Origin of the sequence: Bacillus infantis NRRL B-14911, assembly GCF_000473245.1 — a bacterium.
Classification (GTDB): Bacteria; Bacillota; Bacilli; order Bacillales; family Cytobacillaceae; genus Bacillus_AB; species Bacillus_AB infantis.
This window is the reverse complement of sequence record NC_022524.1, coordinates 4,560,139-4,577,337: the sequence shown is the minus strand read 5'-3', so window position 1 is coordinate 4,577,337 and position 17,199 is coordinate 4,560,139. Positions and strand designations below refer to the sequence as shown.

The following is a 17,199-nucleotide window of genomic DNA, read 5'->3' as shown; positions in this document are numbered from 1 at the left end:
GCACAAAGTAGATAAAGCTTTAAATATTGCTTTTTATACTGAAGATGTAAAGCCTTATTTGCTAGTTTGCGTGTAGATCATCATGACGGATCCTATGGTAGTGGAAAGAAGCACCAATATCATTCGAGGGGGTAAATCATGTACGTTCGCAAAGCCATCATTCCAGCAGCCGGTCTGGGGACCAGATTCCTGCCGGCAACAAAAGCCCAGCCCAAAGAAATGCTGCCGATCGCCGGCAAGCCTGCCATCCAATATATCGTTGAGGAGGCGGCTGCCTCGGGGATCGAAGATATCATCATTATCAGCGGGCGGGGAAAAAGGGCGATCGAGGATCATTTTGATAAATCCTATGAGCTTGAAGAAACGCTGGCCAAACAGAACAGGCATGAGCTCTTGGAGGCGGTTGAAGCTGTCTCGAACCTCGCCAGCATTCACTATGTCAGGCAGAAAGAGCCGAAGGGGCTGGGAGATGCGATCTATTGCGCGCGCAGCTATATAGGTGATGAACCCTTTGCCGTTATGCTGGGAGATGATGTGGTCCAGGGGGAACGCCCTTGCCTGTCAGAACTGCTGCAGGCCCACCAGCAATATGGGGGCACAGTAGTAGGAGTACAGGAGGTCGCTGCGGAAGAACTATGCAAATATGGAGTAGTGGAACCGGAAAAATTTATCGACAGGCAGCTCATGAAGCTCAAAAGCCTTGTGGAAAAACCTCCTAAAGGGCTGGAGCCCTCAAGCTATGCCTTAATGGGGCGCTATATTCTCCCGCCCGAAATATTCTCTATCCTGGAAACTCTCCCGGCGGGTGCCAATAAGGAAGTCCAGCTGACAGACGCTATCCGGTTTTTAGCAGGGATCACACCTGTGTATGGAGTGGTGCTGTCAGGCAGCCGCTATGATATCGGCGACAGGATGGGATTTTTAAAAGCCAACATTGAGATGGCTATGCTGCAGGCTGACATAAGGACAGATCTGATTGTTTACCTTGAAAAGATGCTGATGAACCGGCAGGGAGCCGCTCTATGAATATAACCATAGCCGGAACAGGGTATGTGGGGCTGGTGACAGGTGTCTGCCTTGCAGAGAAAGGGCATATGGTCATATGCTATGACCATGATGAAGAGAAAACAGCTGCCCTCTCTGCCGGGGTTCCTTTAATTTATGAACCTGGATTAGAGGCAATGCTTGACCGGAATATGAAAGAAGGAAAGCTTGCCTTCACTTCTGATCCGGAGATTGCCTATAGAAATCCTGAATGCATCTTTCTTGCAGTCGGAACACCGGAAAAAGAGGATGGCTCTGCAGATCTTAGTTTTATCTACAGTGCGTGCGGGATGATTGCCGATAAACTTGGACATGAGACGGTCATTGCCATCAAAAGTACAGTTCCGGCCGGGACCAATGAAAAGCTTCGGGCTTTTTTTAAACAGAATCTGTCCATCCCGGTCCATATGGTCTCGAATCCTGAATTCCTGCGTGAAGGATCAGGAATCAGGGATACCTTCCAGGCCGATCGAATCATCATTGGATCAGACAGCCTGAAGGCAGCAAGAACAGTTGAAGAAATCTATGGACCATTTTCCGTGCCTATTATCCATATGGATGCCAAAAGTGCGGAGCTGGCCAAATACGCTTCAAATGCCTTCCTGGCAGCCAAAATCAGCTTTATTAATGAAATGGCTCACTTGTGCGAGAGATTGGGGGCTAATATTGATGATGTAGCAGCAGGAATGGGGCTGGATAAGCGCATAGGCAGCCGGTTTCTCCAGGCGGGAGCAGGATTTGGGGGATCCTGCTTCCCGAAGGATACAAAAGCGCTGGGCATGATGGCGGAGGAACATCAATATGAATTCCGGATCCTGAAAGCCCTTATGGAAGTTAATGCGATACAAAAGAAAGTGCTGCTGCACAAAGCCAAAAGCATCATGCCTTTGGCCGGGAAGAATGCAGCTGTATTAGGGCTGGCCTTTAAGCCGAATACAGATGATATCCGTGAAGCTCCTTCCATTGAACTGATCCGGGATCTTGTGGATGAAGGGGCCAGCGTCTCGGTCTATGATCCAATAGCATCCAGCAGGGCTATGGGGGTCCTGCCTGACAGTGTTCATTTCGCGGCATCCATTCATGAGGCCATCCATGGAAAAGATCTGGCCTTCATCACTACCGAATGGGCTGAAATTTGCCGCTTCCCGCTCAGCGCCTACAAAGAATTCATGAGAGATCCCCTCGTCCTGGACGGAAGGAACTGTTATACACTGCAGGAAGCAGAATCCGCAAATATCCGCTACATCTCCATCGGCCGTCCCGAATGCCCGGCCAGAAGTGCAGTATTCTGGTGACAGGCACCTATACCACCACTAGACCAGTTTCCAAAAGAACCTTCCCGCAGCGGGAAGGTTTTTTTCTGTTTCACAGGTGCCTGGAACCCATTGGAGATGCTACTATAAAGGAAAAACGCCAGGAGGGAAATAGCAATGGCACAGGGAAAAACGAATGCAATGAGGCTGCTGGATGCAGCAAAGCTGGAGTACAATTCATTATCCTATGACAGCAAGGACGGCAAGATTGACGGCGTTTCGGTTGCCGGGAAAATTGGCAGGGACCCGGAACTGGTCTATAAAACACTGGTCGCCCAGGCCGGCAGGAATGTCTATGTTTTTATTATTCCGGTGGAAGCTGAGCTGGACCTCAAAAAAGCTGCGAAGGCGGCAGGCGAGAAAAAAGTTGAGATGATTCCTGTGAAGGACATTCAAAAGCTTACCGGCTATATCCGCGGCGGCTGCTCGCCAGTCGGCATGAAAAAGCTGTATCCGACTTTTATCGATTCACAGGGGGAGCAGCTTGAAAGCATCATCGTCAGCGGCGGGAAGATCGGCCTCCAAATCGAACTGGCTCCTGAGAGGCTGAAGGAATTGATTGAAGCCGAATGGAAGGACCTCGTAAAAGAATAGCAATATCCAAAAGCCTCTGCACGATAGGGGGCTTTTTATTTTGTCCCTAAAAAAAGTACATCCTCCACCGGCAATTTTCTGCACCTGGGCGTTCACCCATCATGATGTCCCGGCATACAGTAAAGAGGCAGGACCATTCAGCAATCAACTGAAAAAGGATGTGTGAATGTGGCAGGAAAAATTATCGACTATTTTGCAGGCGGCAATACCGCAAGAGGCTTCCACAGTCTATATGAATCCAATCTTCAGGATTTATCGCGTTTATTTATACTTAAGGGCGGACCAGGTACCGGGAAATCAACACTCATGAAAGGAATCGGCTCTAAATGGCTTGATAAAGGCTTTAACATTGAGCTCATCCACAGTCCATCGGACAATGACTCTGTCAGCGGTGTGATCATCCCAGCTTTGAAGATTGGAATTGTAGACGGCACTGCGCCGCAGGTGATTGAACCGAAAGCGCCGGGGGCCATAGAAGAGTATGTCAACCTTGGGGAAGCGTGGGATTCTGCCCAGCTGGCCACTCAGAAAGGGAAAATACTCAGGCTCAACAGCAAGATCGAAGCCTTCTATAAACAGGCATACAGTACCTTTGCAGAGGCATTGAAAATCCATGATGACTGGGAGAAATTCTATATCGACAGCATGGACTTTCAGAAAGCGAACCAGCTTACTTCAAAGCTGACACAGGTATTTTTCGGCAAAATGACCCTGAATAAGATCTCTTCCGTCAAGCATAGATTTTTGGGTGCTGCTACACCAAATGGAGCGGTAGACTGCATCCCGAACCTGACTCTTGATATCCATAAGCGTTACTTCATCAAAGGCCGTCCCGGCTCAGGCAAGTCAACGCTTTTGAAAAAGCTGGCTGCCGAAGCTGAAAAGCGCGGTTTTGACATCGAAGTCTATCATTGCGGATTTGATCCCAATAGCCTTGACATGCTGATTATCCGTGAGCTTGGCCTTGCCATCTTCGACAGTACGGCCCCTCATGAATATTTCCCGAGCAGGGATGGGGATGAAATCATTGATATGTATGAACAGCTGATCGCCCCAGGGACGGATGAAATTTTTGCTGAAGAAATCAAAGAAATCGCCGCTAAATATAAAACGAAGATGACAGAGGCAACAGGCTGTCTGTCAGACGCCAAGCGGCTGAATGATGAATTGGAGAAGATTTATTCAGAAGCCATGGATTATACAATTGTGGACACGATCCGCGGCAGGATTGAGGAGAAGATTCTCCGTGTTGAAACTCCCCATCCGATCTATGCCGACTAACTGAAAGCAGAAAGGGGAACGACTCATTGAATTATTACCCTTATCAAGGACTGTACTATCCTTTGCCTCAGGCAGACCTGCAGCAGACACCGGAAAGATTTAATGTATTCCCAGGTGGCGGGGGCCAACCGGGCATTCCATTTCCGCCAGGTTTTCCAGGAGGGACGCCATTCCCTGGCCAGCCAGGCTTTCCGGGAGGCGGAGGCCAGCCCGGGTTTCCAGGTGGAGGAGGCCAGCCAGGATTCCCTGGTGGAGGAGAAGCCCAGGGGCAGGCGGGAGGACCGCCAAGCAGCCCGCCTCCATCCTTTACGCCTGAACTCCAGACACAGTCTGCCTCCGTCTTTGCCGTCGATCCCGGCGCCATCAGAGGCTGCTTATATCGGTTCACCTACTTATGGCTGAATAACGGCAGAAGCTTCTGGTTCTATCCAACATTCGTCGGCAGGACTTCTGTCGCCGGCTGGAGGTGGAGAGGATTCCGCTGGGAGTATTACGGCACAGATACCAGCCGGATCCGCTCCTTCCGCTGCACCTGAGAAAAGATTGCCTAAAAAAAAGACCCCTTCAGCCATCCTGAAGGGGTCTTCGCTTCGTTAAAAAATAAGATGCGCTGCCAGCACGATGACCGGCAGGGTAATGATGGTCCGTTCAAGGAAAATGATGATCAGGTCTTTCAGGGAGACAGGGATCTTGCTTCCAAGCAGGAGTCCGCCGACTTCTGACATATAAATCAGCTGTGTAACGGACGTACAGGCGACGATAAAGCGGGTCATCTCGCTCTCAATCCCGCTTCCGATAACAGAAGGCAGGAACATATCGGCAAATCCGACTACAAGCGTCTCTGATGCTGCTTTCGCCTCAGGCACCTGCATAAGCTCCAGGAGCGGGATGAACGGCATACCAGCCACCTTGAAGATCGGCGTGAATTCCGCTACAATCAGCGCCAATGTGCCGAGCGCCATGACGATCGGCGCCACACCCATCCACATATCGAGGATATTTTTCGCACCCTGTTCAAAGAATTGTTTGATGCCGCGGTTTGTTGCCGCTTTGGCTGTTGCCTGTGTTATACCCCAGCTAAGAGGTGTATAGCCTTCCGGAATCGTTTCATCAAGCTGGGGAGCATCCTCTGTAACATAGGTGTCAGGCTTGGTCGACAACGGCGGAATTCTCGAACAGATAAGGGCTGCCACAATCCCGGCTATGAGGACGGTCAGATAGAATGGAACAAAATAGCTCCCCAAATCCACCTGGGAGATAACAACAAGGCTGAAGGTAATGGAGACAACAGAGAAGGTCGTGCCGATGACAGCCGCTTCCCTCTTTGTATAAAAACCTTCCTCATACTGCTTGCTTGTCAAAAGGACACCGATCGTGCCATCGCCAAGCCAGGATGCCGCACAGTCAACCGAAGAGCGGCCCGGCAGCCTGAACAAGGGCCTCATCACTTTCGTCAGGAGGGAGCCGAAAAGCTCGAGCAGCCCAAAGTTCAAAAGCAGGGGCAGGAATAAACCAGCGAATAAAAATACCGAGAATAAGACCGGAAGGAGATCGTAAAGCAGAAGCCCTCCTGTATTCTCAGACCATACCCATTCAGGGCCGATCTGGTAAAAAGTCATTAATGCAAAGATGGCGCCGAGCACTCTTGCGGCAAACCAGATCGCCGGAACATCGAACAGGGCAGTGAAAAACGCGCTTCTGCGGATGAAGGCGGGCTTTACAAGCTTTGCCAGCAGTGTGCCTGCAAAAGTCAGAAAAATGATCACGGTCATGATGGCCGGCAGATAGGCTGTTAGAAGGTCCTGGACAAGGCCCGATAAGATGGCGATAGGAATGGTCACTTCGCCTTTATAAGAAATAGGAAGCATAAATAAACTGATGCCGATTAATGAAGGAATGAGGAAGAGCATAAAGCTTTTTCCTGATGCTTTTTTCCTCGCTGCAGATTCTATCAAAACATTCACCCTTAATACAATTTATATTTATAAGACAAAGGTTATTTTAATTCATCCTGTATGAATTGCCAACCCACTTCTCTTAAATTCCACGGATTCCCTTGTTTTTAAACCTTTTTCCCAAAGAAATATATTTATAAGGAAAGAGACTGACCTGAAAAGTCAGCCTCCTGAGGCGGCAGAGCGGTCTGACAGCTGCTGCTCTGCGAGCTCCCTGTATAAAGAATGTTTTTCATACAGTTCCCGGTGTGTGCCGGTCCCGGTAATGCTTCCGTTTTCAAGTACGGCAATCTGATCGGCATCCACGACAGTGGAGAGCCGGTGGGCAATCACAAGGGTGGTGCGGCCCTCCATCAGATGCTCCAGTGCTTTCTGGACAAGATGCTCTGATGTGCTGTCGAGATTGGATGTAGCTTCATCAAGCAGCAGGATGCGGGGATTGCGGATCAGCGCCCTGGCAATGGCAATCCGCTGCCTTTGGCCACCGGAAAGCTTGATGCCGCGCTCACCGACCTGTGTGTCGAATCCATCAGGCAGGGCATCGATGAATTCCGAAGCATTGGCGAGCTCCGCTGCTCTTTCAATTTCCTTATCCAGTACCTCCCGCTCCATTCCATAGGCAATATTATCGCGGATGGTGCCTGACATGATCGGGCTTTCCTGTGAAACATAACCGATTGATGACCGCCATGCATGGAGGCGGAAGGAGCTGATGTCCTGACCGCCGAGCAGGATCCGGCCTGTCTGCGGGAGGTAGAAGCGCTCCAGCAGGGCGAACAGGGTGGTCTTTCCGCCTCCGCTCGGGCCGACGATGGCCGTGGTCTTTCCGGCAGGTACAGTCAGTGAGGCCCCGCCAAGGATCTCCTTCTCTTTGTAGGCGAAGCTCACCTTCTCAAAAGTGATATCCTGGCTTGGATTGGCCACAGCCTCCGTGCCTTTATCCACTTCCTTTTCGGTGTCAAATATATGCTGGATTCTTTCTGTTGCCCCGACAGCCTTCTGGAAGGCTGTAAAGAAGGATGCCATCTGGCTGAAAGGAACTACAATCTGGAACATATAAATGATTATGGCGACGAGCGAGCCTGCTGACAGGGCGCCAGAAGCAACGCGTACACCGCCATAGCCGATCAGGATGACGAGCACAAACATCATGATGAAGGTCATGAAGGGGGAAATGACTGCCTGGATTTTCGCTTCCCTCATCCCGAACTGGAATAGGTGGCGTATTCCCTTGTCGCCGCTCTCCTGCTCTGCTTTTTCAGCATGATAGGCTTTGACGAGGCGGATATCTGCAAGAACCCGTCCGAGATTGCCAGAAAAACTCGCCATTTCATCCTGGGTTGCTCTTGAAATCTTATACATCTTCTGCCCCAGCGGCATAATCATAGCAATGGCCAGCGGTACAGCAATGATCATCACAAGAGTCATTTTCCAGTCGATCAGCAGAAGGATGATCACGGAGCCGATGATGGAAATAATTCCGGTCAGGAATGAAATCAAATGCTGGGTAATGAGGTTTTTGACAATATTTGTGTCCTGAGTGACCCGGCTCATCGTTTCACCTGACTGCTGCTGGTCAAAGAAAGGGACCGGCAGATGAAGAATCTGTCCCCAAAGCTTCCTCCTGATGGACGCTACAACTGCTTCCCCGATATAGCTGAGGAAATAGTAAGAAAACCCGGAAGATACAGTCTGGATGATAAAGGCACCCGCCAGGAGGAGCACGACGCTCATCTCCAAAGAAGATGCGGCAAGCTGGTCGACCATCGACTTGGTGAAAAGGGGGACGATCAGCCCGGCACCGGTTTCCAGGATGCTGAGAATGATGGCCGACAGCAGGATCCAGCGCGGGGGCTTGGAGTCCTTCAGCAGACCCCAGAAAGCTTTCCAGCTGCCTTTTTTGATTGCAGGATCCTCATTTTTCGTCATCAACATTCATTCCTTTCTGCTCCAGATACAGACCGAGTGCAGCTGCAAGCCATTCTTCCTCCTCAGGGGAGAAGGGGATATGAAAAAGACCGCCGTCATCCTCATCGCTTAAATCCACCGAACTGATTTCTTTCAGAAGCGAAGGATCGTTTCCCGAGATTTCATCGACTATCTCCATCATGGCCTCAATTAAAGCCTGAACTTCCCCGCTAGCAGGGTCTGAACCAGCAAGCTCCTTCAAGCCCATTGAAATGGAAACCCATCTGCTTTCATATTCCCGCTGTTTCTCCTCGGGAATGGCGTAAATCGAATCTACTCTTTCCTCCGGGAGGAAGCTCTTCAGCCATTCTTTCTGTTCATCCTCCCGGTGGATGGTGTTGATGAGCGAAATGAAGATGCCAGCATCCACCTCGTTTTGATCCTCCATTACATAGAGCGCCCGGTCCAAAGCCCGGATGACCCCTTCGACTTCTTCCTTCTTACGGATCATCTCCGCTCTTTGAAAGGCAAGAGAATCCTTCAGGCTCCATTTTTCATTCTGGAGCATCCCTTTGATCTGCTCGAGGGAATAGCCGAGGTATTTCAGTGTCACAATCCGCTGGAGCACGGTGAAATCAGGGTCGGAATAATAGCGGCGCCCTGAATCTGTTATTTCGGTTGGCTCCAGGAGGCCGATTTCATCGTAATAATGGAGTGTCCTGATCGTGGTGCCGGTTTTCTTTGAAAATTGACCGATTGAGTATTTGCCAGCCATCTCTTCATCTCCCTTAATCTATCTGTCTTTATCATAAAACCTCACGCAGCGTGAGATGCAAGCTGTTTTTATAAAAAATTACTTAAGTCTATTATAGCCAAGCCGCAGCTCTGCCCATAAGCAGGAACCGGCTGCATGAAAAAAACCCGCCGGAGCGGGTTTTCGGAAGTCTTATAGAAAAAGCATTCCCAGCGAAATAATGATACCGCTTACAAATAAAGCAAGCACGCAGTAACCCATGATATCCTTGGCCTTCAGCCCGGCAATGGCAAGGGCGGGAAGTGCCCAGAATGGCTGGATCAGATTAGTCCACGCATCGCCCCAGGCGACTGCCATGGCTGTCTTTGGTATCGAAACACCGAGCGTTTGTGCCGCCTCAAGCATGACCGGCGCCTGTACGGCCCACTGGCCGCCTCCTGACGGGACAAAGAAATTGACCAGGCCGGCGGAAAGGAAGGCAAAGAATGGGAAGGTGAAATCATTGGAAATGGACACAAATGCCTCTGACATCACAGCCGCAAGCCCGGAAGTGGTCATCATTCCCATGATCCCGGCATAGAACGGGAACTGGATGATGATGCCGCTGGCTCCTTTCACGGCATTGACTGTCGCGTTCAGGAACTGCTTTGGAGTCCCGTGGAACAGGATGCCCAGGAACAGGAACAGGAAGTTTACGATATCAAGATTGAGCTTAAACCCGTTTGTAGCAAAATAATAGAATAAGAACACAAGCCCGAAAATGCCGATCAGCATGGAAAGGATCTTGCTGTTCTCAAGGCGGTCCGCCGGTGTCAGGGCCGCCTGTTCAATGGCAGCAGCCGGCTGGTCCTCCTCAAGCAGGGCAGGGTCAACCGCGACAGTGTCTTCCCTGGAGGGCATCATCATTCTGTTCACAATCGGCATAATGATGAAAATGCCTAAGATAATAGCAATATTAAAAAAAGCAAAGATGGTCTGGTCTGTCGGGATGATGCCAATGAGGTCCTCTGAAAAATGCCCGGCTGTTGCAATCGTCAGCGGAATCGAACCAGAAATGCCTCCATGCCAGACAATAAAGCCGGTGTATGCGCTTGCAATCAAGAGCCGGTAATCTACATTTTTGACCTTTTTCGCCAGCTCTTTGGCAAAAAGTGCACCGATCACAAGGCCGAAGCCCCAGTTGATCAAGCTCGCGAGTATGGAGATGACAGTGACAAGGATGATGGCCTGCCCCGGAGATTTGGCCAGGCCTGCCAATGAGCCAAGGCCCTTTTTAAAAATGCGGCTGCTAGCCAGCACATGGCCCGTCACCAGCACGAGCACCATCTGCATCGAGAATGTCAGAAGTCCCCAGAACCCGCCTCCCCAGAACTGGACCATCTGATACGGGCTGCTTTCTGTAAAGATGAGCCCCAGGCCGAAAACGGCGAAGGTCAGGATCACCACAAACAGGAATGGATCCGGCAAATAACGCTGCATGATCCGGTTAAAAAGTGAGACGACAGCTTTCATATTAATTCCCCCTTTAAAAAAACAATTCCTATATAGTTTCTGTAATATTCTAATTTTTCCTTCTTTTGCTCCTTAATCTTCTCTTTTCACCAAGTGGGGATCCACAGAATACACTGGATAGTCATATGCCTATGAACAGGAGTGGTGATCATGTATCCAGTCTATCCTTATTACGGAAAAAAAGAGGAATGCAAAGAAAAGCCGCTGTCTTTCCCGCCGCAGCATCAGGATGTACAGCCCGGCCTGGAATATCAGATGGTGCCAAGACCGATTTCGGAGGACCCGGACTACCGGGGGTCAGGGAAACTGAAAGGGAAGGTGGCCATCATCACCGGCGGGGACAGCGGGATTGGCCGTGCGGCGGCTTACGCGTTTGTAAAGGAAGGCGCCAAAGTCGTCATTGTCTACCTGAATGAGCACCAGGATGCCAGGGAAACACAGGAAAGGATACGGGAGCTTGGCGGGGAAAGTCTTTTTATCGCCGGCGATATGAGAAGGGAAGACTTTTCCCGGGAAATTGTCGAAAAAACGCTTCATCATTTCGGAAGGATCGATATCCTCGTCAATAACCATGGCGTCCAATTTGTGCAGAAGAGCATTCTCGATATCACAAGGGAACAGCTCTTCGACACCTTTGAAACCAATATTTTCGCGTTTTTCTACTTAACAAAAGCCGTTCTTCCCCATATGAAGGCAGGGGGCTCCATCATCAATACAACGTCCGTTACGGCCTACGAAGGCCATAAAGATCTGATTGACTATTCCTCGACAAAAGGTGCGATCGTAACCTTTACAAGGTCCTTATCATTGTCGCTTGAGAAAAATGGAATCCGGGTGAATGCCATAGCTCCCGGTCCTATATGGACACCGCTCATCCCCGCCAGCTTCTCTGCGAAGAAGGTATCAGAATTCGGCACAGATACGCCGATGAAAAGGGCTGGCCAGCCGTTTGAGCTGGCTCCGGCGTATGTTTACCTTGCCTCCGACGACTCCCGCTATATGAGCGGGCAGGTGCTTCATATCAACGGCGGGACGATGGTAAGTTCATAAGGAAAGCTGCCGGGCGGGCTGGCCCGGTTTTTCTATGGAAGACTGTTCAGGACCCCTGGGGAGCTGTGCCTTGGCCAGTTTTTCACAGTTGGGAAGTAAAATGGGAAGGTTTGGGGCGGCTTCCTGAAGAATACACTATTAGAGAACTCTTTCATGAAATGCATAAAATATATTTGAATGGCCGTATCTTTTCTTCCTCCCTGATCCGTTTAAGGGGCAGAGATGTGTAAAAGGAGTGAGCAGCGATGGTGATGAAGCAGGTAGAGGCAGACCAGGTGCCGGCATTGGCGGAGAAGGCGGATGAGATGTATCCCGCCCTTCAGCGCTATAGCCGATTTCTCGCACGGAACAGCTGGGATGGGGATGACCTTGCACAGGAGGCTTTCCTCCGTGCCGCCAGCAGCTACGAGCCTGAACGGGTCAGCCAGGCACTTTTGAAGAAAATTGCCTATAACTGCTGGGTGGATGTGACGCGCAAACGTAAAAAGGAGCAGCTGGAGGAGGCGCCGGAGCCCATCCGGAATGAAGAGAAGCAATACGTCAGCAGTGAAGCTGTCGAAAAGCTGTTGGAATGCCTGACCTTGAAGCAGGCAGTCATTTATGCTCTTAAGGAAGGGTTCCAATATACCTCAAAGGAAATTGCCGGACTGATGCAGACAACCGAATTTGCCGTAAAGTCGGCCTTAAGCCGGGCGCGCAAGCAGCTGCAGTCAGATGCAGACACGGGCAGTCCTGACACCGGGAGCGAAGAGGCTGCCTTTGTTGCCAGGCTGCTGGTAAAGTCCCTCCAGGAAGAAGATCCAGGCTGTCTTCTAAGGGCGCTCCCGATGCTGCCGTCACTGAAAAGCCTGTCTGTCCATGCTGAGCCAAAGCCTTGCCATCATCGCAGGCAGTCTCCTCCGCAATGCACACTCTCTATCGCGGCGTAGACCGCAGAAAGGGAGGATTGGATATGACGGCAATACCATATGTAATTGAACAGTCGAGCAGGGGCGAGCGCTCCTATGATATCTATTCACGGCTTCTGAAGGACAGGATCATCATGATTGGAGAAGAAATCAATGATCACGTGGCAAACAGTGTGATTGCCCAGCTTCTGTTTCTTGCCGCAGATGCGCCAGACAAGGATATATCGCTTTATATCAATAGCCCGGGCGGATCCACAACAGCAGGCTTTGCAATTTATGACACTATGCAGTACATCAAGCCTGACGTCAGGACAATCTGCACGGGTATGGCCGCTTCCTTCGGTGCGATGCTCCTGCTCGCCGGCACGAAAGGCAAGCGCTGCAGCCTGCCAAACAGCGAAATCATGATCCATCAGCCGCTCGGCGGGGCCAGGGGGCAGGCAACTGAAATTGAAATATCCGCGAAACGCATTCTGAAGCTCCGGGAGCATATCAACGGAATCATTTCCGAAAAAACGGGCCAGCCTGTTGAAAAAGTGGCCAGGGATACAGACCGCGACTATTTCATGAGCGCCGAAGAAGCGAAAGAATACGGGATTATCGATACTATCATCTTTCATAGCTGATAGCGGGAATGGCAGCCTTTTAGGATGGGCTGCTTTTTTTTGAAAAATTGAATCTTATATCATATTGGGAAATCTGGATAAACGTCCCGAGCTGAAGAAAATATGGTAACATTTAGGGGGTGGAGGAGGCGGATTATGACTAAGAAATCTTTGAAGTGGGGAATTGGAGCGATAGTGCTATTGGCTATATTGCTATCTTTCGATAAATGGAAACTGTATAAGGAAGAAAAGCCTCCATTCCCTGAAATAGTGTCAGAAGGCAAGGAAGCTCAAGCAGTTTTGTTTGATTATTCATGGAACGGGACGGACACATCCAAAGCATTGAATAAAGCTAATCTATCAGACTCCCTGGAAAGCATGGAGGCATTGCCGGTCGGACCATTTTCAGATCTTTCAGTCTTCTTTCCGGAGAAGCCTGATCTAATATCCATTTCCGCCTGGGAGCCGCGGCTTGAAGAAGAAATCTATAAACAGGTTGGATCTGTCTTTCATTTTACAAACCGTCCCGGAACTGTGACCCTTGTGATTAAGGCTGAGTGGAATAAAGGCAAGGCAACTTATTTAACCAGAGTCAAAACCGAAAAGATTGTCTCTTACCAGGAACTTCTGGCCCCTGATAAAGAGGTTCAAACCGTCATTGGATTTGCTGTCAGCAATTCATCATCTCTTAAATTTGCCAATAAAAAACCAGGCGATCGATTTGCCTCTGGATACATATCTGGAGAATTGGATTATTTACAAAAAGCTTATCCCGAACTGGAACTGAACGAGCTTCCCTCCTATTTTGTTTTTAAGCAGGAGAAGATTATTTATCGTACAACTGACATGCAGGAGCTGAAATCTTATATATCAAAGCACTAGGGGAAAATAATTTTGATACCAAAAAAACTCCCGCTTAAATACGGGAGTTTCGCTGTTTATTTTTTGGTCCTTGGCGCAGGCGGTTCCTTGCTCAATGATTTGAGGAGCGAAATGCACATAAAGACAAGGATGACAGTAAATGGCAGGGCTGCGACAAGCGAGGCAGTCTGCAGTCCCTCAAGCCCGCTGCTGAGCAGGAGGACGGCCGCAATCGCACCGATCAGGATGCCCCAGACGATGCGCACACCGAGGGGAGGCATCAGTGACCCCTTGGAGGTCATGCTGCCGAGAATATAGGTTGCCGAATCTGCTGAGGTAATAAGAAACGTGAAAATCAGCAGAATCGATAATAATGAGACAATAAAGGTAAACGGCAATTCACCATATGTTGTGAACAGTGCACTGGTAACATCCGCATTGACTGCTTCAGCTATGCTTGTTCCCTGGAACAGGTCAAAATGCAGGGCGGTCCCGCCAAACACGGCTGTCCATAAAAGGGCGATGAGCGGCGGTATGATCAGCACGCCGACGACAAATTCCCTGATGGTCCTGCCCCTTGATACCCGTGCAATGAACGCGCCGACAAACGGGGACCAGGCGATCGCCCATGCCCAATAGAAAATCGTCCAGTCACGCACCCATGTACCGCCTTTATAAGGTGTAAGGCGCAGGCTCCAGTTAATGAAATTGGTAATATAATCGCCGATGCCCTGTGTGAACGTATTCAGGATGAAAACAGTCGGTCCGGCAATGAATACAAAGAGCATGATGATCAGAGCAAGGGAAAGGTTAAGATTGCTCAAATACTTGATTCCTTTATCCAACCCGGTCGTAGACGACAACAGGAAAAGGGCTGTCAAAACGACGATGATGATAATCTGCACCCATGCACTGTTAGTGATCCCGAAGGCAGCATTCAATCCGCCGTTAATCTGCAGGATCCCAAGCCCGAGTGATGTGGCTACCCCAAGGACAGTGGCGATGACAGCCAGGATATCAATGAATTTCCGGAGGCCTGTCCGCTCCTTTTTTGTACTGATGATCGGCTTGAGCGTAGTGGAAACAAGCCCGTCCTGCTTTTTGCGGAACTGGAAATAGCCGACTGCGAGTCCGACAATCGTGAAGACGGACCATTGGCTGACGCCCCAATGGAAGAAAGAGTAGCCCATGGCAGTTCTTGCTGCTTCAGGTGTGAGCCCTTCCATATCAGCGATGGGAGGCGAAAAATAATGGCTCATCGGCTCGGCGATTCCCCAGAAGACAAGGCCGATGCCGAATCCGGCGCTGAAGAGCATGCCGATCCACGTGAAAAAGGAATATTCGGGTCTTTCATCATCTCCGCCAAGCCGGATGCGGCCATATTTGCTGATGGCCAGGAATAGGCAGAAAAATACAAAGAGGAGTACCGATAGCAGGTAGAACCAGCCAAAGGCGTATGTAGTGAAATCGAAGGCTTTCTGTGCGGCCCCTGAAAAAATGTCAGGCAGGAAGACGCCTGTGAGGACAAGCAGAAGGATCACTGAAGCAGAGACCCAAAATACACTGTTTAATGACTTATCTTGCTGTTCATTCATAGAATACCCCCTGTTTTTTCTCTATATTTAACCTTAACATGTATAAAAGACTGGAGAAAACGCCATCAATAGCTGAAAATGGCAATATCCAAGAATATATGGCGGGAAAGCCGGGATTTTGCCGCCTTGAGAGTGCCTCATGTAGATATATACCCTAATAAGCAAGTTAGCAACCTATTTAGCAAAAAATCTGAATATATAGGAGCTGGATGAGATGTATCTCAAACCTTTGGAAGAAAAATTCACCCTGCACAGGAATGCTGAGCAGGCAGAGCCGATGAGAAAATATATGAAAGGCAACTTCCCGTTCCTGGGAATAAGGACGCCGGAGCGCAGGAAGCTTACGAAGGGGTTTTTTGCAGAAACTCAGATCTTGAAGGAGCCTTTTCAGCATGAGTTTGTGTCAGAGCTATGGAAGAAGGAAGAAAGGGAATATCAATATGCAGCCTGTGACTATATCCTCAGCTCCTTGAAGAAGCTTGTAAAAGACGACATGCTATTTATGGAGAGATTGATTACAGAAAAGTCCTGGTGGGATACTGTTGATACATTGGCTGCCCACCCTGTCGGCCGAATTGCCTCCGATCATCCTGAAACCATTGAGGATACAGTGAAGGATTGGGCCTATGGCAGCCATCTATGGCTGAGAAGGACAAGCATCATCTTTCAGCTCCGGTACAAGCAAAATACAAGTGAAGGCATCCTGTATGAATTCATCAGCCAGAATGCCGGCAGCAAGGAATTTTTTATCCAAAAGGCAATCGGCTGGGCCTTGAGGGAGTACAGCAAGACAAACCCTGAGTCAGTCAGAAGCTTTATCAGCAGTTCTCCGCTCGCACCCTTGAGCATCCGTGAGGGTAGCAAATATTTAAAATAAGAAGGAAAAACTGATAGAATGCTACATAGATTGAAAAAACAATTAGTAGGTGAAGAAATCATGGTGAAATGCATCGCGATTGATATGGACGGGACACTGCTGACCGCAACCCAGCAGATTACAGAAGAAAACAGAAAAGCGATCCAGAAGGCGCAGGCAGAAGGGGTGGAGGTTGTCATCGCCACAGGACGATCCTATTTTGAAGCGAACTTCGTCCTGGAAGAAGCCGGGATACACACCCCGATGATCTGCGTCAATGGGGCCGAAGTGAGGTCCATCGATAAAGAAGTAATAGCCAGCAATCCGCTTGACAAGTCGACGGCAAGGACAGCCGGCATGGCGCTCCTGCAAAATGGCGTTTATTTTGAAGTGTACACAAACAAAGGCACTTACACGATTGATGCCGATAAAGGCGTCTCTATCATCGTCGACATCTTTATGAGCGGAAACCCTGAAGCTGATGTGGATGAAGTCATGAAGGCGGCAGAGGAAAGGTTCACAAAAGGGCTTGTCCAAAAGGTGGACAGCTACGATATCCTTTTTGATGATACAGAGCATCAAATTTATAAGCTCCTTGCCTTCTCATTCGACGCTGAAAGGCTTGCAGCGGCAAAGGAAGCCCTTGTGCCGCTTGAGGACGAAGGGCTCGTCATCAGCTCTTCCGGTGAGGAAAACCTGGAGCTGACTAGCAAACAAGCGCAAAAGGGCGTTGCGCTTGAAGCCTTCCTTGAAAAAAGCGGGACAGGCATCCAGGATGCAATGGCAATAGGCGATAACTATAACGATCTTTCTATGTTCAAACGGGTGGGCAGGTCTGTCGCCATGGGCAATGCAGACGAAATCATCAAGGCACAGTGCGACTTTGTGACGCTGACTAATGAAGAAAGCGGAGTGGCAAAAGCAATCCTGGATGCCCTTAAGGCATAGGGAAATGACGGCACG

16 protein-coding genes are annotated in these 17,199 nt (G+C 49.6%); 11 read left to right on the top strand and 5 right to left on the bottom strand.

The window, feature by feature from the left end; translation table 11 throughout:
- Positions 1-138: 138 nt before the first annotated feature.
- The 5 genes from galU to N288_RS22550 all read left to right on the top strand — a co-directional run bounded on the left by galU (position 139) and on the right by N288_RS22550 (position 4,768).
- Entirely contained in the window at positions 139-1,026 is an 888-nt protein-coding gene (gene galU / locus N288_RS22570) for a UTP--glucose-1-phosphate uridylyltransferase GalU (RefSeq protein ID WP_009794378.1), read from the top strand.
- Positions 1,023-2,339, top strand: a complete 1,317-nt coding sequence (locus tag N288_RS22565) for a UDP-glucose dehydrogenase family protein (RefSeq protein ID WP_009794377.1) — start codon at positions 1,023-1,025, stop codon at positions 2,337-2,339. The genes galU and N288_RS22565 overlap by 4 nt, the downstream gene beginning before the upstream one ends.
- A 135-nt stretch (positions 2,340-2,474) precedes the next feature.
- Entirely contained in the window at positions 2,475-2,951 is a 477-nt protein-coding gene (gene ybaK, locus N288_RS22560) for a Cys-tRNA(Pro) deacylase (RefSeq protein WP_009794376.1), read from the top strand.
- A gap of 168 nt (positions 2,952-3,119) precedes the next feature.
- Complete coding sequence (locus N288_RS22555) at positions 3,120-4,232, top strand: PRK06851 family protein (protein ID WP_022544528.1); 1,113 nt, start codon at positions 3,120-3,122, stop codon at positions 4,230-4,232.
- A 62-nt stretch (positions 4,233-4,294) separates the two neighbouring features.
- On the top strand, positions 4,295-4,768 hold the full coding sequence (locus N288_RS22550; RefSeq protein WP_170939576.1) for a hypothetical protein: 474 nt from the start codon (positions 4,295-4,297) through the stop codon (positions 4,766-4,768).
- 57 nt (positions 4,769-4,825) lie between these two features.
- On the opposite strand, the gene N288_RS22545 is transcribed toward N288_RS22550, so the two are convergent.
- From N288_RS22545 to N288_RS22530, 4 genes are all read right to left on the bottom strand, one after another.
- Positions 4,826-6,142: a YjiH family protein gene (locus N288_RS22545; protein WP_009794373.1), complete on the bottom strand. Its 1,317-nt coding sequence runs from the start codon at positions 6,140-6,142 to the stop codon at positions 4,826-4,828.
- A gap of 207 nt (positions 6,143-6,349) precedes the next feature.
- A complete protein-coding gene (locus N288_RS22540) occupies positions 6,350-8,116 on the bottom strand; it encodes an ABC transporter ATP-binding protein (protein WP_009794371.1) in 1,767 nt (588 codons plus the stop codon).
- Positions 8,103-8,870: a MerR family transcriptional regulator gene (locus N288_RS22535; RefSeq protein WP_009794370.1), complete on the bottom strand. Its 768-nt coding sequence runs from the start codon at positions 8,868-8,870 to the stop codon at positions 8,103-8,105. Before N288_RS22535 ends, N288_RS22540 begins: the two co-directional genes overlap by 14 nt.
- 171 nt (positions 8,871-9,041) lie before the next feature.
- Positions 9,042-10,361: a short-chain fatty acid transporter gene (locus N288_RS22530; protein WP_009794369.1), complete on the bottom strand. Its 1,320-nt coding sequence runs from the start codon at positions 10,359-10,361 to the stop codon at positions 9,042-9,044.
- A 150-nt stretch (positions 10,362-10,511) separates the two neighbouring features.
- Between N288_RS22530 and N288_RS22525 the strand changes: the two genes are divergently transcribed.
- The 4 genes from N288_RS22525 (at position 10,512) to N288_RS22510 (ending at position 13,806) form a co-directional block, all read left to right on the top strand.
- A complete protein-coding gene (locus N288_RS22525; RefSeq protein WP_009794368.1) occupies positions 10,512-11,411 on the top strand; it encodes an SDR family oxidoreductase in 900 nt (299 codons plus the stop codon).
- A gap of 245 nt (positions 11,412-11,656) precedes the next feature.
- Positions 11,657-12,340, top strand: coding sequence for a sigma-70 family RNA polymerase sigma factor (locus N288_RS22520; protein WP_022544527.1), 684 nt, complete (start codon positions 11,657-11,659; stop codon positions 12,338-12,340).
- A gap of 23 nt (positions 12,341-12,363) precedes the next feature.
- On the top strand, positions 12,364-12,945 hold the full coding sequence (clpP, locus tag N288_RS22515; protein ID WP_009794366.1) for an ATP-dependent Clp endopeptidase proteolytic subunit ClpP: 582 nt from the start codon (positions 12,364-12,366) through the stop codon (positions 12,943-12,945).
- Positions 12,946-13,080: 135 nt separating this feature from the next.
- Positions 13,081-13,806 (top strand): hypothetical protein, encoded by a 726-nt coding sequence (locus tag N288_RS22510; RefSeq protein ID WP_022544526.1) that lies wholly within the window; start codon positions 13,081-13,083, stop codon positions 13,804-13,806.
- A gap of 56 nt (positions 13,807-13,862) precedes the next feature.
- Here the strand turns inward: N288_RS22510 and N288_RS22505 are convergent, their stop codons facing one another.
- On the bottom strand, positions 13,863-15,380 hold the full coding sequence (locus N288_RS22505) for a glycine betaine uptake BCCT transporter (RefSeq protein WP_009794364.1): 1,518 nt from the start codon (positions 15,378-15,380) through the stop codon (positions 13,863-13,865).
- A 214-nt stretch (positions 15,381-15,594) separates the two neighbouring features.
- Here N288_RS22505 and N288_RS22500 point away from each other — a divergent pair, with 214 nt between their 5' ends.
- Together N288_RS22500 and N288_RS22495 are read left to right on the top strand one after the other, a co-directional pair.
- Positions 15,595-16,257 carry a DNA alkylation repair protein gene (locus tag N288_RS22500; RefSeq protein WP_009794363.1) on the top strand — a complete coding sequence of 221 codons (663 nt, stop codon included), beginning with the start codon at positions 15,595-15,597 and terminating at the stop codon, positions 16,255-16,257.
- A gap of 60 nt (positions 16,258-16,317) precedes the next feature.
- Complete coding sequence (locus N288_RS22495) at positions 16,318-17,184, top strand: Cof-type HAD-IIB family hydrolase (protein WP_022544525.1); 867 nt, start codon at positions 16,318-16,320, stop codon at positions 17,182-17,184.
- Positions 17,185-17,199: the final 15 nt, after the last annotated feature.